Here is a 24,380-nt window from a genome sequence, read left to right on the forward strand (position 1 = left end):
TCCATCAGTGGCTCAACCCGTACTTTTTCACTTTGTCGAACAGCGTGGTCTTGGCCATGCCCAGCTCCAGGCTGGCCTGGGTCAGGTTGCCACCGCTGCGTTGCAAGGCATCGCCGAGCAAGTTGCGCTCGAAGGCTTCCACCGCCTCCGCGAAGGCCAGCCCTTGATTGCTGCCGCTGGCGCCGGACTTCTTGAAGGCCGGCAAGCCGAGGGCAAAGCGCTCGGCGACGTTGCGCAATTCGCGCACGTTGCCCGGCCAGTCGTGGCTCATCAGGTTCGACAGGGTCTGGTTATCCAGTTCCGGCACCGTGCGGTCGAAACGCAGGGACGACTGCTGCAGGAAGTGCTCGAACAGTTGCAGGATGTCTTCGCGACGTTCGCGCAGCGGCGGCAGTTCCAGGGTCACCACGTTCAGCCGGTAATACAGGTCGCTGCGGAATTCGCCGGCCTTGCTCGATTCATCCAGATCAGACTTGGTCGCCGCGATCACCCGGCAATCCACGGCCACGCTCTGATTCGAGCCGAGGCGTTCGAGGGTGCGTTCCTGCAACACCCGCAACAATTTGATCTGCAATGGCAGCGGCATGCTTTCGACTTCGTCGAGGAACAGCGTGCCGCCGTCGGCGTGTTCGATCTTGCCGATCCGCCGCTTGCCGGCGCCGGTGAAGGCGTTGGCTTCATGGCCGAAGATTTCGCTTTCGAACAGGTTCTCCGGCAAACCGCCGCAATTCAGCGCGACGAATTGTTTGTTGTGGCGGCGGCTGAAGTCATGCAGGCAGCGCGCAACCAGCTCTTTACCGGTGCCGGTTTCGCCTTCGATCAACACGTTGGCCGAGGTATCGGCGACGTTGGCGATCAATTCGCGCAAGTTCTGCATGGCCGGCGACCGGCCGATGATCCGCCCTTCGAGGGAATCACGCTCGGCCAGTTGCCGGCGCAACGACGACACTTCCCGTGCCAGGCTGCGTTGTTCCAGCGCGCGTCGGGCAACGTCCACCAGCCGCTCGGGGGAGAAGGGTTTCTCCATGAAGTCGTACGCGCCTTTCTGCATCGCGCCGACGGCCATGGAAATGTCGCCGTGGCCGGTAATCAGCACCACCGGCAAGCTGCGGTCGCGGGCCTTGAGCCGGGTCAGCAGTTCCAGGCCATCGATGCCCGGCAGGCGAATGTCGCTGATGACGATGCCGGCAAAATTGTCGCCGACGCGCTCCAGCGCTTCTTCGGCGCTGCCCACGCCCACGCAGGGGATGTCTTCGAGGGTCAGCGCCTGTTGGCAGCCGAGGAGCACATGAGGGTCGTCTTCGACGATCAGCACACTAAGGTCGTTGTTCATATTGGCTCGGCGGGAGTGGGGCTTACCAACGGTAAACTGAGGACGAAGGTGGTACCACCGCTGGCCGGGTGTTCGACACCCAACTGTCCGCCCGTGGCGGCGGCCAGGCTGGCGGACAAGGTCAGGCCGAGGCCCAGTCCCTGTTCGCCGGGCTTGGTGGTGAAGAAGGGTTCGAACAGATGCTTGCGCGCTTCGGCGTCGATGCCGTGGCCGTTGTCGCGCACGCGAAGGCGATATTTGCCGTCGAACGCTTCGCCTTCGAGCCACAACGCCGGGAGTGGTTGCGCCTGCATGGCGTCGAGGGCGTTGCCGATCAGGTTGACCAGAATCTGTTCCAGGCGGGTCTGGTCGATCTGCACCTGCACATCGGCAAAGTCGCGGTGCAGTTGCAGATGTGCACTTTCCACCCGCCCGCCGAGCAATTGCAGGGCGGCGTCCACCGCTTTGCCAAGGCTGGCCTGGCCTTTGTCATCGCCACGGCGGGCGAAGGAACGCAGGCTGGCGGTGATCCGGCCCATGCGGTCGATCAGTTCGTTGATGGTCTTGAGGTTGGTGCTGGCCACGTCCAGCTGACCGCGCTCCAGAAAGCGCACGGTGTTGCCGGATAACGTGCGCAGTGCCGCCAGCGGCTGGTTCAATTCGTGGGCGATGCTGGTGGACATCTGGCCGATGGCCGCGAGTTTTCCGGCCTGCACCAGTTCATCTTGCGCGCGGCGCAGCGTCTCTTCGGCGTGCCGCCGTTCGCGGATCTGGCCCTTGAGTCGTTCGTTGCTGGCGCGCAGGTCGGTGGTGCGTTCGGTAATCCGACGCTCCAGTTGATTGTTGGCTTCCTGCAAGGCTTCGCGGGCAGCGAGGCGGGTGGCGATCACTTTGCGCCGCTCGTTCCAGGCGATCAGCAGAAACGCGACCAAGGCAAACGCCACCGCGACCAGAATCCCCTGGTTGATCGCTTCGCGGCGCAAGTCCTGCAATGGCGTGAGCAGGGTGAAATTCCACGGGGTATCGCTCAACGGCCGGGTCTGGGCCAGATAGCTGATGTCCTGTTCGTCGGAGGCCACTTCGCTGTTGGCGGGGAAGGTCAGTTTTTCCACGCCTTCGGCCAGGGTTTCGCGGGCCAGCGGTTGCAGTTCGTTCAGCGGGAACCAGTAGTACTGAAGGCTGCGGGCGAGTTTTTCTTTGGTCTCGTCGCTTAATGGCACCACCGACTTCAGGCGTCTTGCCGGATCGCTCGACAGAATAATGATGCCGTTCTCGTCGCTGACGAAGGCTTCGAGGCGTGCGCGTTGCCAGCGTTCTTCCATGGCTTCGAGGCGGACTTTGACCACCGCGACGCCGATGACTTTGCCGTGTTCTTCCAGGCCGTGGGCCAGGTAATAACCCGGTTCGCCGCTGGTGCTGCCGATGCCGTAGAAACGTCCCGGCTGACCGCGGATGGCGTTCTGAAAATAGGCGCGAAAGGACAGGTCTTCACCGAGGTAACTGTCGACATCGCGCCAGTTGCTGGTGGCCACGACCCGACCGGTGGTGTCCATGACATAGATCGCCCGACTGCGGCTGCGCCGGTTCAGGCCTTCAAGGTAATCGTTGACCATTTGCCGGTGCTCCGGCGACGGGTCGGCCAGCAGTTCGGACACGCTGGATTCGAGTTCCAGCAGGCTGGGCAGGTAGGTGTATTTGCTGATCTCGCTCTCGACGGCGCGGGCGTGCAGTTCGAGCTGACGCTGGCCGTTCTCGCTGAGGCTGCGAATCCCGTAATGCTCGCTGACCCAGAAGCCGACGTAACCCAACCCGATCATCAGCGCGATGATCAGCGGCGGCAGGAACAAATGGCGAATCAGACGGGGTTTCACGGCGAGTGATGGCGGCGCGGCGCGATAGAGAGTGGGGTCGCATTTCATCACAGATGCCTTGGGTCAACCACAACACAAATCTCAAGATCACCACAGACCCAATGTCGGAGCGGGCTGTGGCGAGGGGACTTGTGTGGCGAGGGGGCTTGCCCCCGTTCGGCTGCGAAGCAGTCGTTAAACCGGCTAATGCGGTGTGCCAGACAGCATGCATGTGCAGGTTTTGGGGCCGCTTCGCGACCCAACGGGGGCAAGCCCCCTCGCCACAAAAACCCGCTCCCGCGAGGGAGCGGTGTCTTTCTTAATGCTGCAAAATTTTCTCGAGGAAGTGCTGTGCGCGTTCGGAGCGGGCGCTGATGTCGCCAAAGAACTCCTCTTTCGGGCAGTCTTCGATGATTTTGCCCTGGTCCATGAAGATCACGCGGTCCGCCACTTTACGGGCGAAGCCCATTTCGTGGGTCACGCACATCATGGTCATGCCTTCGTGGGCCAGTTGCACCATCACGTCCAGCACTTCGTTGACCATCTCCGGGTCGAGCGCCGAGGTCGGTTCGTCGAACAGCATGACGATCGGGTCCATCGCCAGCGCACGGGCAATCGCCACACGCTGTTGCTGACCCCCGGAAAGCTGCCCCGGATGCTTGTGGGCGTGCGCCGAAAGGCCGACGCGCTCGAGCAATTGCAGGCCTTTTTTGGTGGCTTCTTCCTTGCTGCGGCCCAACACCTTGATCTGCGCGATGGTCAGGTTTTCGGTGATGGTCAGGTGCGGGAACAGTTCGAAATGCTGGAACACCATGCCCACGCGCGAACGCAGTTTCGGCAGGTCGGTCTTCGGATCGGCGATGGACGTGCCATCGACAATCACGTCGCCTTTCTGGAACGGTTCCAGGGCGTTGACGCATTTGATCAGGGTCGATTTGCCCGAGCCGGACGGGCCGCAGACCACAATCACTTCGCCTTTTTTGACCTCGGTGCTGCAATCAGTCAGTACCTGGAAGTCGCCATACCACTTGTTGATGTTCTTGATAGAGATCATACGGCAAACCTTTTTTGCAGACGCTTGACCAGCAGCGAGGCGGCAAAGCTGATTGTGAAGTACACGAGACCTGCGAAGATCAGGAACTCATTGGAGCGGCCGATGATGTCGCCACTGGCGCGCGAAGCATTGAGGAAGTCCACCAGACCGACCGTGTAGACCAGCGAGGTGTCCTGGAACAGGATGATGCTTTGTTGCAGCAACAGCGGAGTCATCTTGCGAAACGCTTGCGGCAGGATGATCAACCGCATCATCTGGCCGTAGCTCATGCCCAGCGCCTGGGCAGCGCCCATCTGGCCCTTGGGAATCGACTGCACGCCAGCCCGGACGATTTCGCAGAAGTACGCCGCTTCAAACATCATGAACGCCACGATGCAGGAGGCGAACGCGCCGATTGGCGTGTCTTCGCCGGTGATCCAGCGCAGCACGAACGGCACCGCCAGGTAGAACCAGGTGATGACCAACAGCAATGGAATCGAACGGAAATAATTGACGTAGGCGCCGGCAACACGCGACAGCAGCTTGTTGTGAGACAAGCGCATCAGCGCGAGAACAGTGCCGAGGATGATCCCGCCGACGACGCCCAGCGCCATCAATTGCAGGGTCATGAGCATGCCGTTCCACAAACCCGGCAGGGACGGGATGATGCCCGAGAAGTCGAATTCCATCATTTACCCCCTACGGAGATCAGGCCCGGTACGGCGACTTTCTTCTCGACCACGCGCATCAGCAACATGAGGCTCATGTTCAGGGTGAAGTAGATCAACGTTGCCAAGGTAAAGGCTTCGAACAGGTTGGCGGAGAACTCGGCGGTCTGCTTGGTCTGCGCGAGCAGTTCCATCAGGCCGATCAGCGAGGCCACGGAAGAGTTTTTGAACACGTTCAAAAATTCCGAGGTGAGCGGCGGAATGATGATCCGGTAGGCCTGCGGCAGCAGTACGTTCCAGTAGATCTGCGGCAGTTTGAAGCCCATGGCACGAGCGGCGGATTCCTGGCCACGCGGCAACGCCTGAATACCGGTGCGCACCTGTTCGCAAACGCGAGCAGCGGTGAACAGGCCGAGGCAGACGACAACGCTGAGGTAAGCCGAAGTGGTCGGGTTCAGGTCTTGCTTGTACCAGTCCTGCAGGTTTTGCGGCAGCAGATCGGGCACCAGGAAGTACCAGATGAACAACTGCACCAGCAGCGGTACGTTACGGAAGAGTTCGACGTAGCAGGTCGCGATGCCCGATACGATGCGATTAGGCACGGTGCGCATGACGCCCAGAATCGAGCCCAGCAGCAGGGCGATAATCCACGCCACGACGGCGATGGCGATGGTCCAGCCCAGACCGGAGATGTACCAGTCGAGATAGGTCTCGCTGCCAACGCCGGTGGACTTGAAGAACACGCCCCAGTCCCAGTTGTAATTCATTCAGGGTCTCCCCTCAGATCGATCGATGTACGAGTGCCCGCCTGGGGAAGCTCCGTTCCCGCCCGATCAAAAAATCAGGCACACACGAGCGGCTCGACAGCCACCGGTTCGAGTGTTTCCAAAAATGCCAGCAGGGAGTGACAACCTCCTGAAAGGGCAACGGCCCCGTCAGGAGGTAAGGTTAGTCAGGAATCAGGCTTTCTTGTCGTCAGCCGCTTTGTCGGTCGGATTGGCGATCAGTTTCTTGAGCTCGTCGCTCATCGGGAAGTTCAGGTTCAGGCCTTTAGGCGGGATTGGCGACATGAACCATTTGTCGTAGATCTTGTTGATCTCGCCCGACTTGTAGGTGGCGATGATTGCGTCATCCACAGCCTTCTTGAACGGTTCGTCGCCCTTGCGGACCATGCAACCGTAGATTTCGTAGGACTGTGGAGTGCCGGTAACGGCCCAGTCATCGGCCTTCTTGGCCTTGGCCGCTTCGCCAGCCAGCAAAGCGTCGTCCATCATGAAGGCAACAGCGCGGCCCGATTCCAGCATCTGGAAGGACTCGCCGTGGTCTTTGGCGGAGATGACGTTCATCCCCATCTGCTTGTCGGCGTTCATCGCTTTGAGGAGGCGCTCGGACGTGGTGCCGGCGGTGGTCACGACGTTCTTGCCTTTCAGGTCGGTGAAGTCTTTGTAGGCGGAGTCTTTCTTGGAGAGAAGACGGGTACCGATTTCGAAGATGCCGACGGAGAAGTCAACTTGCTGCTGACGCTCGACGTTGTTGGTGGTGGAGCCGCACTCGACGTCCACGGTGCCGTTCTGCACCAGCGGGATACGGGTTTGCGAGGTGACCAGGTTGTATTTGACTTTCAGATCCGGCATGTCCAGATCTTTCTTGATCGCTTCAACGATTTTCAACTGGATATCGTGGGAGTAGCCGACCGGCTTGCCGGAAGCGTCCGCGATGTAGGAAAACGGAATGGAAGCGTCGCGATGCCCGAGGGTGATGGTGCCGGACTCTTTGATCTTCTTCAGTGTGCCGGTGAGTTCGGCAGCGAAAACTGGAGTGCTAATCAGAGCGGCAGCAATGGCTGCGCCCAGGATGTGGGGAACGATGCGCATCAAATTTTCCTCGACATTGTTTTTTTTATGGAGCCAGTTCATCGGCCCTTTTGTGCTTCGAATGCCCGTTGGCCTTTGAAGTCAGGCACGGCGGATATTCGTCCAAGAGTGTAGAGCATGAGTCGTGCCAGGCCAGGTGATTCAGGTCAAGTTATTGATTTAGAAGGGTATTACGTATTAATGGCGGATTTTTTAGTGATGATTCATCCGGATAACCGAATTGACCGGCAGGTCGCGTTCGGAAAACCGAATGAAATCCTGAGAACAACGAAATCCCCCTGTGGGAGCGGGCTTGCTCGCGAAGTGGTCATCACCTTAAACATCGATGCTGACTCGCACGCTGCTTTCGCGAGCAAGCCCCACACATTGGGTGGGTGGCGTGATCGAGAATGCAAAAAGCCCCTGAATCTTGCGATTCAGGGGCTTTGCTTTAGCCGGTGATCCGATCAGGCCGCTTCGATCTTGCTGCGGTTCTGTTCGACCTTGCTCAAGTAATCCGCCAGCTTTTGCTGTTCCGCTGCGGTCGTGAACAAGCCGAGCTTGCTGCGACGCCACAGGATGTCGTGCGCGGTGGTGGCCCACTCATCGCTGCACAGGTAATCGACTTCGCGCGTGTAGAGACCGCCGCCGATGTGTTCGCCCATATCGCCCAGGCCCTGCACGCCCTCAAGCATGCGCCACGTGCGGCTGCCATAAGTAGTGGCCCAGCGCCGGGCGATTTCGCTCGGCACCCAGTCGTACTTGTCGCGAATCAGCGCGCTCAAGGCTTGCGGGGTGGTCATGTGCTCGCCGCCCGGCAGCGTCGCCGTGGCGGTCCAGCTTGGCTTGATGTGCGTGAAGTACGGGGCCAGGTGCGCCAGCGCCGACTCGGCCAATTTGCGGTAGGTAGTCAGTTTGCCGCCGAACACCGACAGCAGCGGCGCCTCTTCGCCGGTGCCCGACAGCGCCAGGGTGTAATCGCGGGTGACGGCCGACGGGTTGTCAGATTCGTCGTTGCACAGCGGGCGAACCCCGGAATAGCTGTGCAGGATGTCGTCGCGACTGATCTGCTTTTTGAAGTGGGCGTTGACTACTTTCAACAGATAATCGGTTTCGCCTTCGGTAATCGCCACTTTCGCCGGGTCGCCGGTGTATTCGCGGTCGGTGGTGCCGATCAGGGTGAAGTGGTTCAGATACGGAATAGTGAACACGATGCGCTGATCTTCGTTTTGCAGAATGTGCGCGTGCTCGCCTTCGTACAGTTTCGGCACGATCAGGTGGCTGCCCTGAATCAGGCGGATGCCGTACGGCGACTCCATTTTCAGGTCATCACGAATGAACTTGGCCACCCACGGCCCGGCCGCATTCACCAACGCCTTGGCCCGAATCGAAAACAGGCTGCCATCGGCGCGTTCCAGGTGCAGGTGCCACAAGCCTTTGGTGCGGCGAGCGCTGACGCAACGGGTCTGGGTGTGCACGTGAGCACCGTTTTCGCGGGCGGCCATGGCGTTCAACACCACCAGGCGCGCGTCGTCGACCCAGCAATCGGAATATTCGAAGCCTTTGGTGATTTCGCTTTTCAGCGGGCTGTCCGGGCCGAACTTCAGGCTTTTCGAGCCTTCCAGTTTTTCCCGCTTGCCAAGGTTGTCATACAGGAACAGGCCGGCACGGATCATCCACGCCGGACGCAGGTGCGGGCGATGCGGCAGCACAAAGCGCATTTGCTTGACGATGTGCGGCGCCTTGGCCAACAGCACTTCGCGTTCGGCGAGGGCTTCGCGCACCAGACGGAATTCGTAATGTTCGAGGTAGCGCAAGCCACCGTGGATCAGCTTGCTGCTGGCCGACGAGGTGTGGCTGGCCAGATCGTCCTTTTCGCAAAGGAACACCGAAAGACCGCGGCCGGCGGCGTCCGCCGCGATCCCTACGCCATTGATCCCGCCACCGATGACGGCAATGTCGTAAACCTCAGCGAGAGGGGGCGTAGGCAAGGTAGAAGTGGGCATCGGCTGGCCTCGGGATTTTTTGATTTCTGTATTGGAATTCGAACATGAATGTTCATTTGCGAAAATGGTAGCCCATAAAGACGCGCACAGCCAGTCAACTTCGATTGAAAAAACTGATCGAAGGGCCGAGAAAGGAAAATTTACGAACATTGCGCTGGGCGCGGGGGCTTTTGTGGCGAGGGGGGCTTGTCGGAACGCCGCACCGCCCCGTTCGGCTGCGCAGCAGTCGTTAACCGGCTAATGCGGTGGGTCAGACGGCATGTATTTGCAGGTTTCAGGGCCGCTTCGCGGCCCAACGGGGGATAGCCCCCTCGCCACAGGAGACCGATGGGGTTAGACGACTTCGAGCCGAATCTTGTGCTGACTCAACAATTGCGCCAGCGCCGGCACCGGCTGCTGATCGGTGACCAAGCAATCGATCAGGCTGATCGGCCCCAGGCGAATCATGGCGTTGCGCCCGAATTTGCTGGAGTCCGCCGCCAGAATCACCTGCCGCGCATTGGCGATGATCGCCTGCGACACTCGCACTTCCTGGTAATCGAAGTCGAGCAGGCTGCCGTCTTCATCGATGCCGCTGATGCCGACCAGCGCAAAGTCGACCTTGAACTGGTTGATGAAATCGACACTGGCCTGACCGACCACACCGCCGTCACGCCGCACATTGCCGCCGGTCAGCAGGACATCGAAATCGTCCTTGGCGCTGAGCATCGAGGCCACGTGCAGGTTGTTGGTGATGATTTTCAGGTGATTGTGATTGAGCAGCGCCCGGGCAATCGATTCGGTGGTGGTGCCGATATTGATGAACAGCGAGGCGTGATCGGGAATCTGCGCCGCAATGGCTTCGCCGATACGCTGTTTTTCATCGCGCATCTGATCGGCGCGCATGGCGTAGGCGGTGTTTTCGACACTGGAATCGTAGGCGGCGCCACCGTGGTAGCGCCGCAACAAATTAGCTTCCGCGAGCTGATTGATGTCGCGGCGGATGGTCTGCGGTGTGACGACGAACAGCGTAGCCATTTCCTCGATGCTGACGTAGCCGCGTTCGCGAACCAGCTCGAGGATTTGCTGCTGACGGGGAGGCAGATTCATGGGGCTTCCTTTGGGCTGCCGTGCAAAATTTGCCCATGATGCCGCAGGAATCTGCTCCCTGCCAGTTACATACTGATACGAGTACGTACGTTGGCTTATTCGGCGCCTTCGTGCGGTTCCCAGTCGCGGGTGCGGCTGACGGCTTTTTTCCAGCCGGCGTAGAGTTTTTCCTTCGCGGCGTCGTCCAGGGTCGGCGCGAATTCGCGTTCGATCACCGCTTTGCCACGCAGTTCGTCCAGGCTGCCCCAGAAGCCACACGCCAGGCCGGCGAGGTAGGCGGCGCCGAGTGCGGTGGTTTCACGCATTTGCGGACGCTCGACCTGAGTGCCGAGGATGTCGGCCTGGAATTGCATCAGGAAGTTGTTCGCCACCGCGCCGCCATCCACGCGCAGGGCTTTGAGGCGTTCGCCGGAGTCCTGTTGCATGGCGTCGAGCACGTCGCGGGTCTGGTAGGCAATCGACTCCAGGGCGGCGCGAATGATGTGGTCCACGCGTACGCCGCGGGTCAGGCCGAACAGCGCACCACGGGCATACGGGTCCCAGTAGGGCGCGCCCAGGCCGGTGAACGCCGGCACCAGGTACACGCCGTTGCTGTCCTTGACCTTGTTGGCGAAATATTCGGTGTCGTGGGCGTCGTTGATGATTTTCAGTTCATCACGCAGCCACTGCACCGTGGAGCCGCCGTTGAACACCGCGCCTTCCAGTGCATAGGCCACTTCGCCGCGAGGACCGCAAGCGATGGTGGTCAGCATGCCGTGCTTGGACTTCACGGCTTTGTCGCCGGTGTTCATCAACAGGAAGCAGCCGGTGCCGTAGGTGTTTTTCGCCTGGCCGGGCTCGACGCACATCTGGCCGAACAGGGCCGCTTGTTGGTCGCCGGCGATGCCGCCGATGGCAATCCCGCTTTTGGTGTGGCCGTAGACTTCGGACGAGGATTTAACCTGCGGCAGCATTTCGCGCGGGATATCCAGCACCTCCAGCATCTTCGCGTCCCACTCCAGGGTGTGGATATTGAAGAGCATGGTGCGCGAGGCGTTGGTGTAATCGGTGACGTGCACTTTGCCGCCGGTAAATTTCCAGATCAGCCAGCTGTCGACGGTGCCGAACAGCAGTTCGCCGTTGCGCGCACGTTCGCGGCTGCCTTCGACGTTGTCGAGGATCCACTTGAGCTTGGTGCCGGAGAAGTACGGGTCGGTGACCAGGCCGGTGGTGTCGCTGATGTATTGCTCGTGGCCATCGCGTTTGAGCTGCTGGCAGATCTCGGTGCTGCGGCGGCACTGCCAGACGATTGCGTTGTAGATCGGGCGGCCGGTGGTCTTGTCCCAGACCACGGTGGTTTCGCGCTGGTTGGTGATGCCGATGGCCGCGACCTGGTCGTGATGCAGCCCGGCCTGGGCCAGAGCCTCGACCATCACGGCGCTTTGGGTGGCGAAGATTTCCATCGGGTCATGTTCTACCCAACCGGCTTGCGGGTAATGCTGGGCGAATTCGCGCTGGGCGGTGCAGACCACGTTCGCGTCGCGGTCGAAAATGATCGCGCGGGAGCTGGTCGTACCCTGATCGAGGGCAATGATGTAGTTCTTATTCTGAGAGTCGGTCATGTCGATTGCCTTGGACGAAAAAAGGGAGTGAGGTCAGGCGCGCGATCATAGGGGCAGGACCACGCGCCTACGGTATCAAGAAGTTCTTGGTTTGCCGTCAATGGCCGGTGATACGTCCTTTGTAGCAGGTATGGCGCTGGGCAAATGACGGGCAATCAGCCCGCGATACGCGGCAGCGCCGAGGCAGGCACCGACAATCGGTGCAAAAATCGGAATCAGGAAATACGGAATATCACGGCCGCCAGTGAAGGAAATTTCACCCCAGCCGGTGAAGAAAGTCATCAGCTTGGGGCCGAAATCGCGCGCCGGGTTCATCGCAAACCCGGTCAGCGGGCCCATCGAACTACCAATCACCGCAATCAGCAGGCCGATCAGCAGCGGCGCCAAGGGCCCTTTGGGCAGGCCGTTGTTGTCGTCGGTCAGGGACATGATCACGCCCATCAGGATGGCGGTGATGATCACTTCGACCAGGAACGCCTGGGCAGTGGACAGGGCAGGGTTGGGGAAAGTGGAGAACACCGACGCCAATTCGAGGCTGGCCTGAGTGCCGCGAACCATATGGTGAGTTTGTTCGTAATCGAAGAATAGATTGCTGTACAGCGTGTAGACCACAAGCGCGCCGCAGAACGCACCGGCGATTTGCGCAAGGATATAGAACGGCAGTTTGCGCTTTTCGAAGTCGGCAAAAATGCTCAGGGCAATGCTGACCGCAGGATTGAGATGAGCGCCGGAAACGCCGGCGGTCAAGTAGATCGCCATGCTGACGCCAACGCCCCAGATGACGCTGATTTCCCACAAGCCGAAGCTGGCACCCGCGACCTTGAGCGCAGCGACACAACCGGTGCCGAAAAAGATTAGCAGGGCAGTGCCCAGAAACTCGGCCATGCATTGGCTCGAGAGCGACGGTTGTTGTAAAGCAGTTGTCATTGAAAACCTCGGTTTTTGTTGTTGTCTGGCGCTTGTTCTTAATGGTCAGAGCGCGATTTTCACCGAGGCAGGATCCCCATCCTGTGCTCGGCCTACTGCTGGGTGTTGCGGACAGGCGATTGCTGCGGCATTCAGATTCGAAAAAATATAGACAAGAAACACTGCTGTCAAAGGTCGAAAGTGAACAGTCGGTCACAATTCAACTATTAGTCAGGTGAATGATCGTATTGTTCACGCAGCGGTTCGCTCACGGACGGACGGTAAAGAAACGCGCCGCGCCCTTTGAAACAGGGGCGCGATAGAGCCTTTTGCTGCTCAATCACCTAGAATCGGGCGCAAGATTTTTCCACGTCGCCCAGTCTGGAGCTGTCATGACCCCCGCATTGGATTTGTTGAAAAAAGTTCGAGCCGAACATCGCGTGCACAGTTATGAACATGACCCCAAGGCCGCGTCCTATGGTTTGGAGGCTGCGGAAAAACTGGGGCTGGAGCCTGCACAAGTGTTCAAGACGCTGCTGGCGGCCAGTGAGAAAGGCGAGTTGCTGGTGGCGGTGGTGCCGGTCGTCGGAAGTCTGGACTTGAAGGCGCTGGCGCATGCGGCGGGTGTGAAGAAAGTCGAGATGGCCGACCCGGCGGCTGCGCAGCGTTCCACTGGTTATCTGTTGGGCGGCATCAGTCCGTTGGGACAGAAGAAGCGGTTGCGCACATTTATTGATCAGTCGGCTCAATCGTTCGCCAGCATTTTTGTCAGTGCAGGGCGGCGCGGTCTTGAAGTTGAATTGGCACCTGCCGTACTGGCCGAACACACCCAGGCCATGTTCGCCGATATCGGCCGACCCTGAGCGGTTCTGTATGGTTGAAATCGGCCTGCTCTGTCACTGGCGCGGGTGTGCCGGGCGCTGCATGCTCGCTGACCTGACAGAGGGAGACAGTTATGCAGCTTGAGTTTTATCAGGTCGACGCATTCAGTGATCGGCCATTCAGTGGCAACCCGGCGATGGTCTATCGGCTCGACACCTGGCTCGGCGATGACTTGATGCAGACAATCGCCGCCGAGCACAACCTTTCCGAAACGGCTTTCGTGGTGCGCGAAGGGCAGGGCTGGCACATTCGCTGGTTCACGCCGACGGCGGAGGTGCCGTTGTGCGGCCATGCCACGCTGGCCAGTGCCCACGTGTTGTTCGACATCTATAAAGAGCCAGCGGAACGCCTGGAATTCATCAGCAAGTCCGGGCCACTGAGCGTGAGTCGCGAGGGTGGTCGGCTGTGGCTGGATTTCCCGGCCATTGAGCCGGCGGAGTTGGGCGTGACAGTGGAAGTCGAGCGCGCGCTGAATGTGCAAGCGGTCGACGTGCTGGGTTCAAACAAGTTGATGGTGGTGCTGGATTCCGAGCAAGCCGTGCTCGATTGCCAGCCCGACATGCTCGCGTTGGCCAGGTTGCCGTGGCAGGGTGCAATCGTGACGGCCAAAGGCGTGAAGCATGATTTTGTCTCGCGCTACTTCGCGCCCGCGATTGGCATCAACGAAGACCCGGTGACCGGCTCGACCCACTGCAACCTGATTCCGTATTGGTCGAAGCGGTTGGGCAAGTCGAGTTTGACGGCTTATCAATGTTCGAAGCGCGGCGGGGAGTTGTTCTGCCGGCTGGACGGCGATCGCGTGAAGATTGGTGGGAATGCGACGCTGGTGGCGAGCGGCACGCTGATGCTCGGTTGACCCCAAACGCATTGTGGGAGCGAGCTCGCTCCCACAATGTTTTCGGTGTGTCAGTGAGCGGTGCTGTAGCGGCGAACGCCGGACTCAACCGCTGGAATATGCGCCGCTGTGCTGCCGGACGCCTGGAACAACACCAGATGCTCCGCTGCCACACGAATGCCCACATTGGCACCGACCTGCTGATCGATATGGCTCGGAAAGATCGACTCCAGTTGCGCCCCGGTCGGCATCTGCAACCGATACAGCGTCGACGCTCCCTGGAACGATTTGCCGACAATTCGAGCCTTCAGCGCACTGTCGGGCGCATAAACGATATCGTCGGGGCGCAACAGGACATCCACTGCGCCGCCCACCGCAAACGTGTAGGCCCGATTGCCACGCAGTTCACCCAACTCGGTCTGCACCGATTCCGGGCTGCTCAACTGGCCGCGAATGAAGTAACCCTGGCCGATGAAACTCGCCACAAACGGGGTCAGCGGTTCGTGATAAAGGTTGTAGGGCGTGTCCCACTGTTCCAGGCGACCTTCCTTGAACACCCCGACATGATCGCTGACCGCGAAGGCTTCTTCCTGATCGTGGGTGACCAGAATCGCGCTGGTGCCACGGGCTTTCAGAATGTCGCGCACTTCATGGCTGAGCTTGCGCCGCAGTTCGCCATCGAGGTTGGAGAACGGTTCGTCGAGCAGGAGCAGTTGCGGTTCTGGCGCCAATGCGCGGGCCAGTGCGACACGCTGTTGCTGTCCACCGGAAAGCTCATGGGGGAAGCGCTTGCCGAGTCCTTTGAGGTTGACCAGTTCCAGCAGCTCTTCGGTTACACGATCCTTTTGCGGATGTTTGCGAATCCCGAAGGCGATGTTCTCGGCCACGCTCAAATGCGGGAACAGTGCGTAGTCCTGGAACACCATGCCGATCCGGCGTTTCTCCGGAGCGAGGGTGAATCCGGCGCTGGAGATGGTCTCGCCCGCGAGCTGGATTTCACCTTCATGCACCGGTTCGAAACCGGCAATCGCTCGCAACGTGGTGGTCTTGCCGCAGCCCGAAGAGCCGAGCAGGCAACCGATGTCGCCGGCATTCAAATGCAGGTTGAGGTTCTGGACGACCCGCTGGTCTTGATAGCCGCAGGCGAGGTTGCGCAGGTTAAGCAGTAATGGCTGGCTCATGCGTGGTGATACGCCGGCTCGACGAGAAATTCGAGCAGGGCCTTTTGTGCGTGAAGACGGTTTTCGGCTTGATCCCAGGCGACGGAGCGCGTGTCGTCGAGCAGGTCGACGCTGATCTCTTCGCCACGGTGGGCCGGCAGGCAGTGCATGAACAGCACATCTTCTGCGGCCAGGTCCAACAGGGCGCGGTTGACCTGGAACGGTGCGAACAGCTTCAGGCGCTTGGCGGTTTCTTCTTCCTGGCCCATGGAGGTCCAGACGTCGGTGCTCACCAGGTGCGCGCCGCGCACGGCGTCCTTCGGATCGCGGACGATGGTCACGCGATCACCGGCCTTCGCCACGTATTCAGGGCTGGGTTCATAACCTTCAGGGCAGGCGATGCGCAACTGGAAGTCGAACTGGATCGCCGCTTCTATATAGCTGTTGCACATGTTGTTGCCGTCGCCGATCCACGCCACGGTCTTGCCCTGGATCGAACCACGATGCTCAAGGAAGGTTTGCATGTCGGCCAGCAACTGGCACGGGTGCAGGTCATCGGACAGGCCGTTGATCACCGGCACGCGGGAGTTGGCGGCAAATTCGGTCAGGGTGCTGTGGGCAAAGGTACGGATCATCACTGCGTCGAGCATGCTCGACATGACGATCGCGCAGTCGCCGATCGGCTCGCCACGCCCCAGTTGGGTGTCGCGCGGGGACAGGAAAATCGCCTGGCCGCCGAGCTGGATCATGCCGGCTTCGAACGAGATCCGGGTGCGAGTAGAGGACTTCTCGAAAATCATCCCCAGGACGCGGTTTTTCAGAGGCTCGAACAGTACGCCGCGGTTACGCAGGTCCTTGAGCTCAACGCCTCGACGGATCACGCTGACCAGCTCTTCGGGCGTGCAATCCATCAGGGAGAGAAAGTGCCTTGCGCTCATCATTGACTACCTTTTGCTACAAACCGCAGATGCTCAAAGCCTTGTTTAACGGAACAACGGGCGAGACCTGCGGCGTAAGCCGCACGGGGCGACGAAATAGGGGAAGGCGCGATCTTGACATTAAATGTCGCGTTTTTCCAATAGGCTACGGTGCTTAGGGGATTTCAGAGGGGCTACGGGGTGACCGCGGTAGCGCTTTTGAAGCCTGTTTACTGGCCGCAGCCCGCCATTTGTACACCGGGGTTGCGGGGCTTTGCAATCAGCCGGGCGGGGATGGCGCAATGACAGTCGGTTTCTGACCTGTCATTCTGGCGCCCGGCCGACAAGATGTCTGGTCTGAAACATTTGCTAATGCAAAGTGCTGGGTTATAACTACCTCACGAGCGACGCGGGAAGCCTTCGGAATGGAATCGAAAGAACAGCTGTTAATGGATTTACTCGGCCTCACGGCCCGCTCTCTGACCCACCTCACTGCCTCGATGACCTCGATGTCTTTCGAGTTGATGCGCAGCGACGACGAAGTCACCAAGGCCGCCGGGCGCCGGATGATCGACCGCATGGCAACCATCAGCACCGGGCTCGACGAGCACTGGCGACTGATCGGTGAGCTGACCGGTGTGCATGTGCCCCAGGAGCAGATCGAAACCGTTCAGGAAATCCAGTTGCAGACGCCGCCCCGGCTGCCGCCCAACTGACCGCGCGCGGCCATCGGCTGGCCTGATGGCCGCCGATTCACAAGACGAACGTCGCTGGCGCAGCGGCGGGTCAGGCGCCATAGTTTTGTTTCCGCGGCCGTTTTTGCCCGCCCAGAACAAAACAGAGACTGGCCATGACCAAGACTCTCCATCACCGTGCCTGCCACCTGTGTGAAGCCATTTGCGGCCTGACCATCGAAACCACCGAGGTAGACGCCAGCGGCGTGCAGATCACCTCGATCAAGGGCGACCCGCTGGACACGTTCAGTCGTGGGCACATCTGCCCCAAAGCGGTCGCCCTGCAGGACATTCAGAACGATCCGGATCGCCTGCGTCAGCCGATGCTGCGAGTGGGCAGCGAATGGCAGCCCATCGAGTGGGAAGAGGCGTTCAGCCTGGTCGCCGAACGCCTGGCGGCGATTCAGGAGCGGCACGGCCAGGATTCGGTGGCGGTTTATCAGGGTAACCCCAGCGTCCATAACTACGGTTTGATGACCCACAGCAACTACTTCCTGGGCCTGTTGAAAACCCGCAACCGGTTCTCCGCGACGTCGGTCGATCAACTGCCTCACCACCTGACCAGCCATTTGATGTACGGGCACGGCCTGTTATTGCCGATTCCGGACATCGATCACACCGATTTCATGCTGATTCTCGGCGGCAACCCGCTGGCGTCCAACGGCAGCATCATGACCGTGCCGGATGTGGAGAAACGCCTGAAGGCGATTCAGTCACGCGGTGGCAAAGTGGTGGTGGTCGACCCGCGCCGCAGTGAAACCGCGGCCATGGCCGATCAGCATCTGTTCGTGCGCCCGGGCGGCGATGCGGCGTTGTTGTTCGGCCTGCTGACCACCTTGCTTGATGAAAAACTGACCCGCGACAGCCATTTGCCGGTGGACGGTCTCGACGAGGTTCGGCGGGCAGTCGGCGCTTTTACGGCCGAAGCCATGAGCCCGCTGTGCGCGGTGCCGGCCGAGCGGATTCGGCAACTGGCGCGGGATTTCGCGGCGGCGCCGACCGCCGTCTGCTACGGCCGCATGGGGGTCTCGACCCAGGCGTTCGGCACGTTGTGCCATTGGCTGGTGCAGTTGATCAATCTGGTCACCGGCAACCTGGATCGGGTCGGCGGCGCGCTGTGCACCGAGCCGGCGGTGGACCTGGTGGCTTCGACGTCGGGCGGGCATTTCAATCTGTGGCAGAGCCGCGTCTCCGGGCGTCCCGAATATGGCGGGGAGTTGCCGGTGTCGGCACTGGCCGAGGAAATGCTTACCGAGGGGCAGGGACAGGTTCGCGCGCTGATCACCGTCGCCGGCAATCCGGTGTTGTCCACGCCCAATGGCCGGCAACTGGAGCAGGCGCTGGACGGCTTGGAGTTCATGGTCAGCATTGACCTGTACATCAACGAAACCACGCGATACGCCGACCTGATTCTGCCGTCGACCTCGGCGTTGGAAAACGATCACTACGACACCACGTTCAACATGTTCGCGGTGCGCAACGTGACCCGCTTCAACCGGGCGATTCTGGCCAAGCCGGAAGGCGCGTTGCATGACTGGGAGATCTTTGTCGGCCTGGCCAAGGCGTTTGCCGCGAAGACCGGCAAGGAGCTGAAACCGACCATGCCCCCGGCGCAGATGATTGATCGGGGTCTTCGGATGGGACTGTATGGGGATGCTTCGCCGCACAAGCTGTCGCTCGCCACGCTGTTCGATCATCCCCACGGTGTTGACCTGGGTGCCCTTAAATCCAACCTCGCGCCACGTCTGAAAACCCCGGGTCAGCGGATCCAGGCTGCGCCTGCCGTGATTCTTGCCGACCTGGCGCGCTTCGCTGCCTTGCAAGCGCCTGCCGCTGACGAGTTGTTGATGATTGGCCGCCGCCATGTGCGCAGCAACAATTCGTGGATGCACAACTATCACCGGCTGGTGAAGGGCAAGCCGCGCCATCAATTGCTGATGCACCCGGACGATCTGGCCAGCCGTGGGCTCAGCGACGGGCAGCGCGTGCGGGTCAGTTCGCGGGTCGGCATGATCGAAGTCGAAGTGGTCGCCAGCCTCGACATGATGAAAGGCGTGGTCAGCCTGCCGCATGGCTGGGGCCATGCGCGGCCGGGCGTGCAGATGACGATTGCCAGCGGGCAGCCCGGTTCCAGCGCCAATGACCTCACGGATGAATGTCAGCTGGATGAGTTGTCAGGGAATGCGGCGTTGAATGGCGTGCCGGTGACTGTAGCGGCGGCGTGAGGGAGTCTGTCGGGGAGACCGAGCATGGCGCTCGGGTTTCCGTTACAATGCGCCACCGTGCCGACCCATGAGTCGGAAAGTTCAGCCGAGGTGCTCCATGGATATCATCGAAACGATTAAAGAGCAGATTGCTAACAACACCATTCTGCTTTACATGAAAGGTTCGCCGAATGCCCCGCAGTGTGGCTTCTCCGCGAAAGCCGCGCAGGCCGTGATGGCATGTGGTGAAAAGTTTGCGTACGTGGACATCCTGCAGAACCCGGAAATCCGCGCCAACCTGCCAAAGTACGCCAACTGGCCAACCTTCCCGCAACTGTGGGTCGGTGGTGAGCTGGTCGGCGGTAGCGACATCATGACTGAAATGTCGGCTGATGGTTCTTTGCAGACCACGATCAAAGCCGCTGTCGAAGCGGCTGCTGCCAACAAGACCGAAGCCTGATTCGATCTCTGCAGGTAATAAAAAAGCCCCGCCTCTTTAGAAGAGTGCGGGGCTTTTTATTGTCTCGAGTTCAGCGGGCGCTGACTTACTCTTCGCCCATCTGCGATTGCAGGTAGTTCTCAAGACCGACTTTGTCGATCAGGCCCAATTGGGTTTCCAGCCAATCGATGTGTTCTTCTTCGGATTCAAGAATGTCTTCAAGCAGTTCGCGGCTACCGAAGTCGCCTACGGTCTCGCAATGGGCGATGGCCACCTTGAGATCCGCGTGACCGGTGCGCTCGATACGCAGGTCGCACTCAAGCATTTCTTTGGTGTGTTCGCCAATGTGCAGCTTGCCCAGGTCCTGGACGTTCGGCAGGCCTTCAAGGAACAGAATCCGCTTGATCAGCTTGTCCGCGTGCTTCATCTCATCGATGGATTCTTTGTATTCGTGTTTGCCGAGCTTGTTCAGGCCCCAATCTTCGTACATGCGCGCATGCAGAAAGTATTGATTGATCGCGACCAGCTCATTGGCAAGGATCTTGTTGAGATGCTGGATGACTGTAATGTCGCCTTTCATGATGGGGGTCCTGCCCTAAGTAGCTGTCTATGCGGCAGAGTTTGAGCTGCGTATTTACGAGTGTCAAACCTAAGTTATTGAAACTTAAGTGAAAATTAATCGGAATAAGAATGTTTGTGTTCCGCGTCTGAAGCGTAAGCAATTGATTTTCAGACATAAAAAAACCGGACATCAAGTCCGGTTGTTTAAAACAGGGTAATTACGCGGCAGTAAATTCTACCGGGAAAGGAATCGCAGCCTGGGCTGTTTGCAGTTTGGTCAGGGTTTCGCGGACCACTTCCTTGGCAAGGCAGGCACATTTGCCGCATTGGCTGGCTACGCCGGTGGCCTGGCGGACTTCCTTGTAGCTGCAGCAACCTTCATAGATTGCATCGCGGATTTGTCCGTCGGTGACGCCAGTGCAGAGGCAAACATACATAAGTGATAACCGTCGCTGGTTGTGACTCAATTGCGATGGATCTTAATGTTAACGAGAATGATTGTCAAAGTGGTTTCTGAAAGCTTTGCGTTATAAGCCGGCGGCGCTGACGAACGGTCTCGATCCGGCATTGCGCCAGTATCCGTGCCGAGGGCAAATTCACCGCAGTCTAAAAAAACCGTTAAGGACAGCTCAAATACGCCGTGTATGATGGTCGGTCCTTGCGAAGGGATCGTGTCACAGGGCTGTCGCCTGAGGGTGGCAGGCTGATGCGAATCCAATTCTTCACGTTAATAGACCAGGAGATATTCAATGAGCGTACTCGTAGGCAAACAAGCCCCGGACTTCACCGTTCCAGCGGTACTCGGCAATGGCGAAATCGTGGACAGCTACACCCTGTCCTCGGCCATCAAAGGCAAATATGGCCTGGTGTTCTTCTATCCACTGGACTTCACCTTCGTTTGCCCGTCCGAGCTGATCGCTTTGGACAACCGCATGGCTGATTTCGCGGCGCGTAACGTTGAAGTGGTCGCGGTGTCGATCGATTCGCACTTCACTCACAACGCATGGCGCAACACCCCGGTGAACAATGGCGGTATCGGCCAGGTTCGCTACACCATGGCTGCCGACATCAAGCAGGAAGTCATGAAGGCCTACGACGTTCAGTCCGCTGACGGCGTGGCTTTCCGTGGCGCATTCCTGATCGACGACAAAGGCGTTGTCCGCTCGCAGATCATCAACGACCTGCCGCTGGGCCGTAACATGGAAGAGCTGATCCGTCTGGTCGACGCACTGCAATTCCACGAAGAGCACGGCGAAGTCTGCCCTGCCAACTGGAAAAAAGGCGACAAAGGCATGACCGCTTCTACCGAAGGCGTTGCGGCTTATCTGACCGAGCACGCTGCGGCGCTGTAAGCCCAAGCGTCAGGCATAAAAAAACCGGCCTTCGAGGCCGGTTTTTTTATGGGCGGGATAAACCTGCAACTGCAATCAAGACCTGTGGGAGCGAGCTTGCTCGCGATAGCGGCTTGTCAGTCAACATCAATGTTGAAGGTGACGACCCCATCGCGAGCCAGCTCGCTCCCGGCAAGAGCCCGACATTTCAATCAGTCGTTGAAGTCTTCCCAGCCGCCCATTTGTTTCCAGCGATTGACGATGCCGCAGAACAGCTCGGCCGTCTTCTCGGTGTCGTAGCGAGCCGAGTGAGCCTCGCGACCGTCGAAGTCGATATCCGCCGCCTGGCAAGCTTTGGCGAGTACGGTTTGACCGTACGCCAGGCCGGCGAGTGTCGCGGTGTCGAAGCTGGAGAAGGGGTGAAACGGGTTGCGTTTCATGTCCAGACGCGCGACGGCAGCATTCAGGAAGCCCAGGTCGAAGCTGCTGTTATGGCCGACCAGAATCGCCCGTTTGCAGCCGTTGGCTTTCAACGCCTTGCGGATGCCGCGGAAGATATCGGTCAGCGCCGCCTCTTCACTCACCGCCATGCGCAGTGGGTGATCGAGTTTGATTCCGGTGAACTCCAGCGCAGCCGCTTCGATGTTTGCGCCTTCAAATGGCTCTACACGGAAGAAGTAGGTGTGATCGGGGTACACAAACCCTTTTTCGTCCATGCCGATGGTCGTCGCGGCAATTTCCAGCAAGGCGTCAGTGGCAGAGTTGAAACCGCCGGTTTCAACGTCGACAACAACGGGCAGGTATCCACGAAAGCGAGCAGCCATCGGATGGCGCGAACCACCTCCGCCACCTTGACCGTCCTGTTCGTCGTCGAAATGGTCTTCACTCACGCGTGTTCCTCCAGCAGGCGCCAGCGCAGTTTTTCACCGGCGCGCAGCGGGATAACGGTCAGCTCGCCAAATGGCAGGCTGGTTGGGGCGGTCCACTCATCGCGGACCAGGGTGATGCGATCGGTGTTCACCGGCAAACCATAAAAACGTGGGCCGTTGAGGCTGGCGAAGGCTTCAAGCTTGTCCAGTGCATTACGTTGTTCGAACGCTTCGGCGTACATCTCGATCGCCGCATAAGCGGTGTAGCAACCGGCGCAGCCGCATGCGGCTTCTTTGGCGTGCTGGGCGTGGGGGGCGGAATCGGTACCGAGGAAGAACTTTTCGCTGCCGCGGGTGGCGGCGTCGAGCAGGGCTTCCTGGTGCGTGTTGCGCTTGAGGATCGGCAGGCAATAGAAGTGCGGCCGAATCCCGCCGACCAGCATGTGGTTGCGGTTGTACAACAAGTGATGGGCGGTGATGGTCGCGCCAACGTTGGCCGGGGCCTCGTTGACGAACTGCACGGCGTCGGCGGTGGTGATGTGTTCGAACACGACCTTGAGCGTCGGGAAGCGCTCAACCACACGGCGCATGTGCTCATCGATGAAGATTTTTTCGCGGTCGAACACGTCGACATCGCCACGGGTGACTTCACCGTGAATCAGCAACGGCATCCCGACTTCGGCCATGGCCTCGATCGCCGGGAAGATTTTGTCGATGCTGGTCACGCCAGAATCCGAGTTGGTGGTCGCGCCGGCCGGGTACAGCTTGGCGGCGTGAACGAAACCGCTGGCCTTGGCCTCGCGAATTTCTTCGGGTTGGGTGCGGTCGGTCAGGTACAGCACCATCAACGGTTCGAAGCGACTGCCAGCCGGGCGAGCAGCGAGAATCCGCTGGCGATAGCCGTCGGCTTCAGCGGCGTTACGCACCGGCGGTACCAGGTTGGGCATGATGATGGCGCGACCAAAGGTGCGCGCAACATCCGCAACGGTATTGGTCAACACGGCACCATCGCGAAGATGAATGTGCCAGTCGTCGGGACGCAGCAGGGTCAGGCGGTCGGACATGAGGGGATTCCAGGCGGGTCAAACTGAGGGGAATGCTACCGGAAAAGACTCTTCCAGGCACTCGCTATCAAGTTTTGCCGGAACCTACCGATATGAACTAGGTATGCCGTAAACATGCGTGTGTCGGTCTTTTTGTTGTAGAAGCCAGTGGAGCCTCCCGTGCGCCAGCGTTATTTAGCCTTGCTCAGTGTGTTTGCCAGCCTTCCCGCGATGGCGCTCACTTTCCAGACCCGTCTGGAGAGCATCGAGTGGACGGTCGAAGGTGACAAGTTCGAATGCCGCCTGACTCAGCCGATCACCGATTTCGGGTCGGGTGAATTCGTGCGCCGTGCCGGCGAGCAGGCGACGTTTCGTCTGAATGCCTATAACGCGATGATCGGCGGTGGTTCCGCGACCCTGTTGGCGGCGGCTGCACCCTGGCAGCCAGGGCGCGGTGACATCAACCTCGGTTCGGTGAGAATCGGCAGCGGCAATGTGCTGTTCAACAGCTCCCAGGTTCAGGCCGGGCGGCTGATCAGCGGGTTGATGGATGGCCGCAGTCCGGTCATTCGGCACTCTTCCGGCGATGGACGGGTGTCTGAAGTGCGTCTGTTGCCGGTCAAGTTCAACAAGGCATTCAACGATTACCAGAGTTGCGTGGCGAAACTGCTGCCGAAGAATTTCGAGCAGGTTAAACAGTCACAAATCGGCTTCCCCGGCGAAGGCTTCGACCTTGACCCACAGGCCAAGGCGCAATTGCAGGTGATGCTGGAGTTCATGAAGGCAGACCCGACGGTCAATCACATCGAACTTGATGGGCACTCCGACAACGCGGGCAATCGCCTGACCAACCGCGAGTTGTCACGCCGCCGGGCATTGGCGGTGATGGACTATTTCAAGGCTAACGGTATTCAGGAATCGCAGATCACCATGCGCTTCCACGGTGAGCAATATCCGCTTGCGCCGAACACCAACGCTGCCAACCGCGCGAAAAATCGTCGGGTGGCGGTGCGTCTGGAAAGAGTGGCTCCGACTGAAAAAGTCGCGCCACAGGTGGCAGCGGGGAGCACCTCGGCAACTTCCTGAC

General features: G+C 59.6%; 24 protein-coding genes. 8 read left to right on the forward strand and 16 right to left on the reverse strand.

Features of this window, described 5'->3' with window-relative positions; translation table 11 throughout:
• Nucleotides 1-4 precede the first annotated feature (4 nt).
• The 6 genes from ACQKP4_RS07750 to ACQKP4_RS07775 form a co-directional block, all read right to left on the reverse strand.
• Complete coding sequence (locus ACQKP4_RS07750) at nucleotides 5-1,333, reverse strand: sigma-54-dependent transcriptional regulator (protein WP_427631914.1); 1,329 nt, start codon at nucleotides 1,331-1,333, stop codon at nucleotides 5-7.
• A complete protein-coding gene (locus tag ACQKP4_RS07755; RefSeq protein WP_427631916.1) occupies nucleotides 1,330-3,231 on the reverse strand; it encodes a sensor histidine kinase in 1,902 nt (633 codons plus the stop codon). The genes ACQKP4_RS07750 and ACQKP4_RS07755 overlap by 4 nt, the downstream gene beginning before the upstream one ends.
• A 250-nt stretch (nucleotides 3,232-3,481) precedes the next feature.
• A complete protein-coding gene (locus tag ACQKP4_RS07760; protein ID WP_427631918.1) occupies nucleotides 3,482-4,216 on the reverse strand; it encodes an amino acid ABC transporter ATP-binding protein in 735 nt (244 codons plus the stop codon).
• Nucleotides 4,213-4,884 carry an amino acid ABC transporter permease gene (locus tag ACQKP4_RS07765; RefSeq protein ID WP_427631920.1) on the reverse strand — a complete coding sequence of 224 codons (672 nt, stop codon included), beginning with the start codon at nucleotides 4,882-4,884 and terminating at the stop codon, nucleotides 4,213-4,215. Before ACQKP4_RS07765 ends, ACQKP4_RS07760 begins: the two co-directional genes overlap by 4 nt.
• The gene (locus ACQKP4_RS07770; RefSeq protein ID WP_427631922.1) at nucleotides 4,884-5,630 is read right to left on the reverse strand and encodes an amino acid ABC transporter permease; all 747 of its coding nucleotides are present in this window, start codon (nucleotides 5,628-5,630) and stop codon (nucleotides 4,884-4,886) included. Before ACQKP4_RS07770 ends, ACQKP4_RS07765 begins: the two co-directional genes overlap by 1 nt.
• A 192-nt stretch (nucleotides 5,631-5,822) precedes the next feature.
• Nucleotides 5,823-6,737, reverse strand: a complete 915-nt coding sequence (locus tag ACQKP4_RS07775) for a glutamate/aspartate ABC transporter substrate-binding protein (protein WP_427631924.1) — start codon at nucleotides 6,735-6,737, stop codon at nucleotides 5,823-5,825.
• A 117-nt stretch (nucleotides 6,738-6,854) separates the two neighbouring features.
• On the opposite strand from ACQKP4_RS07775, the gene ACQKP4_RS07780 reads away from it, so the two are divergent.
• The gene (locus ACQKP4_RS07780; RefSeq protein ID WP_427631926.1) at nucleotides 6,855-7,178 is read left to right on the forward strand and encodes a hypothetical protein; all 324 of its coding nucleotides are present in this window, start codon (nucleotides 6,855-6,857) and stop codon (nucleotides 7,176-7,178) included.
• A gap of 5 nt (nucleotides 7,179-7,183) precedes the next feature.
• Here ACQKP4_RS07780 and glpD read toward each other — a convergent pair whose 3' ends face one another.
• From glpD to ACQKP4_RS07800, 4 genes are all read right to left on the reverse strand, one after another.
• Complete coding sequence (gene glpD / locus ACQKP4_RS07785) at nucleotides 7,184-8,722, reverse strand: glycerol-3-phosphate dehydrogenase (RefSeq protein WP_427631928.1); 1,539 nt, start codon at nucleotides 8,720-8,722, stop codon at nucleotides 7,184-7,186.
• A 333-nt stretch (nucleotides 8,723-9,055) separates the two neighbouring features.
• A complete protein-coding gene (locus tag ACQKP4_RS07790) occupies nucleotides 9,056-9,811 on the reverse strand; it encodes a DeoR/GlpR family transcriptional regulator (protein WP_007916700.1) in 756 nt (251 codons plus the stop codon).
• Nucleotides 9,812-9,906: 95 nt separating this feature from the next.
• A complete protein-coding gene (gene glpK, locus ACQKP4_RS07795) occupies nucleotides 9,907-11,412 on the reverse strand; it encodes a glycerol kinase GlpK (protein WP_427631930.1) in 1,506 nt (501 codons plus the stop codon).
• A gap of 75 nt (nucleotides 11,413-11,487) precedes the next feature.
• Nucleotides 11,488-12,339 (reverse strand): MIP/aquaporin family protein, encoded by an 852-nt coding sequence (locus ACQKP4_RS07800; RefSeq protein ID WP_427631932.1) that lies wholly within the window; start codon nucleotides 12,337-12,339, stop codon nucleotides 11,488-11,490.
• 371 nt (nucleotides 12,340-12,710) lie between these two features.
• On the opposite strand from ACQKP4_RS07800, the gene ybaK reads away from it, so the two are divergent.
• On the forward strand, nucleotides 12,711-13,181 hold the full coding sequence (gene ybaK, locus ACQKP4_RS07805; protein ID WP_427631934.1) for a Cys-tRNA(Pro) deacylase: 471 nt from the start codon (nucleotides 12,711-12,713) through the stop codon (nucleotides 13,179-13,181).
• Nucleotides 13,182-13,273: 92 nt separating this feature from the next.
• Nucleotides 13,274-14,056 (forward strand): PhzF family phenazine biosynthesis protein, encoded by a 783-nt coding sequence (locus ACQKP4_RS07810; protein WP_427631936.1) that lies wholly within the window; start codon nucleotides 13,274-13,276, stop codon nucleotides 14,054-14,056.
• Between the two features lie 50 nt (nucleotides 14,057-14,106).
• Here the strand turns inward: ACQKP4_RS07810 and ACQKP4_RS07815 are convergent, their stop codons facing one another.
• Nucleotides 14,107-15,216, reverse strand: coding sequence for an ABC transporter ATP-binding protein (locus ACQKP4_RS07815; RefSeq protein WP_427631938.1), 1,110 nt, complete (start codon nucleotides 15,214-15,216; stop codon nucleotides 14,107-14,109).
• Nucleotides 15,213-16,133, reverse strand: coding sequence for an ornithine carbamoyltransferase (gene argF, locus ACQKP4_RS07820; RefSeq protein ID WP_427631940.1), 921 nt, complete (start codon nucleotides 16,131-16,133; stop codon nucleotides 15,213-15,215). Before argF ends, ACQKP4_RS07815 begins: the two co-directional genes overlap by 4 nt.
• A 404-nt stretch (nucleotides 16,134-16,537) precedes the next feature.
• Here argF and ACQKP4_RS07825 point away from each other — a divergent pair, with 404 nt between their 5' ends.
• The 3 genes from ACQKP4_RS07825 (at nucleotide 16,538) to grxD (ending at nucleotide 19,510) form a co-directional block, all read left to right on the forward strand.
• Entirely contained in the window at nucleotides 16,538-16,828 is a 291-nt protein-coding gene (locus tag ACQKP4_RS07825) for a hypothetical protein (protein ID WP_427631942.1), read from the forward strand.
• A gap of 134 nt (nucleotides 16,829-16,962) precedes the next feature.
• Complete coding sequence (locus ACQKP4_RS07830) at nucleotides 16,963-19,071, forward strand: molybdopterin oxidoreductase family protein (RefSeq protein ID WP_427631944.1); 2,109 nt, start codon at nucleotides 16,963-16,965, stop codon at nucleotides 19,069-19,071.
• Nucleotides 19,072-19,168: 97 nt separating this feature from the next.
• The gene (grxD, locus tag ACQKP4_RS07835) at nucleotides 19,169-19,510 is read left to right on the forward strand and encodes a Grx4 family monothiol glutaredoxin (RefSeq protein ID WP_149631462.1); all 342 of its coding nucleotides are present in this window, start codon (nucleotides 19,169-19,171) and stop codon (nucleotides 19,508-19,510) included.
• An 85-nt stretch (nucleotides 19,511-19,595) separates the two neighbouring features.
• Here the strand turns inward: grxD and bfr are convergent, their stop codons facing one another.
• Nucleotides 19,596-20,069, reverse strand: a complete 474-nt coding sequence (bfr, locus tag ACQKP4_RS07840; RefSeq protein WP_149657986.1) for a bacterioferritin — start codon at nucleotides 20,067-20,069, stop codon at nucleotides 19,596-19,598.
• 199 nt (nucleotides 20,070-20,268) lie between these two features.
• Entirely contained in the window at nucleotides 20,269-20,487 is a 219-nt protein-coding gene (locus ACQKP4_RS07845) for a bacterioferritin-associated ferredoxin (RefSeq protein WP_008057530.1), read from the reverse strand.
• A gap of 312 nt (nucleotides 20,488-20,799) precedes the next feature.
• On the opposite strand from ACQKP4_RS07845, the gene ACQKP4_RS07850 reads away from it, so the two are divergent.
• Entirely contained in the window at nucleotides 20,800-21,402 is a 603-nt protein-coding gene (locus ACQKP4_RS07850) for a peroxiredoxin (RefSeq protein WP_427631947.1), read from the forward strand.
• A gap of 191 nt (nucleotides 21,403-21,593) precedes the next feature.
• Here the strand turns inward: ACQKP4_RS07850 and rnt are convergent, their stop codons facing one another.
• Complete coding sequence (rnt, locus tag ACQKP4_RS07855) at nucleotides 21,594-22,271, reverse strand: ribonuclease T (RefSeq protein ID WP_162439412.1); 678 nt, start codon at nucleotides 22,269-22,271, stop codon at nucleotides 21,594-21,596.
• Nucleotides 22,268-23,314: a dihydroorotase gene (gene pyrC / locus ACQKP4_RS07860; protein WP_427631950.1), complete on the reverse strand. Its 1,047-nt coding sequence runs from the start codon at nucleotides 23,312-23,314 to the stop codon at nucleotides 22,268-22,270. Before pyrC ends, rnt begins: the two co-directional genes overlap by 4 nt.
• Before the next feature lie 159 nt (nucleotides 23,315-23,473).
• On the opposite strand from pyrC, the gene ACQKP4_RS07865 reads away from it, so the two are divergent.
• A complete protein-coding gene (locus ACQKP4_RS07865) occupies nucleotides 23,474-24,379 on the forward strand; it encodes a flagellar protein MotY (protein ID WP_427631952.1) in 906 nt (301 codons plus the stop codon).
• Nucleotide 24,380: the final 1 nt, after the last annotated feature.

The sequence above is a fragment of the Pseudomonas sp. NPDC086278 genome (assembly GCF_050280905.1).
Lineage (GTDB): Bacteria > Pseudomonadota > Gammaproteobacteria > Pseudomonadales > Pseudomonadaceae > Aquipseudomonas.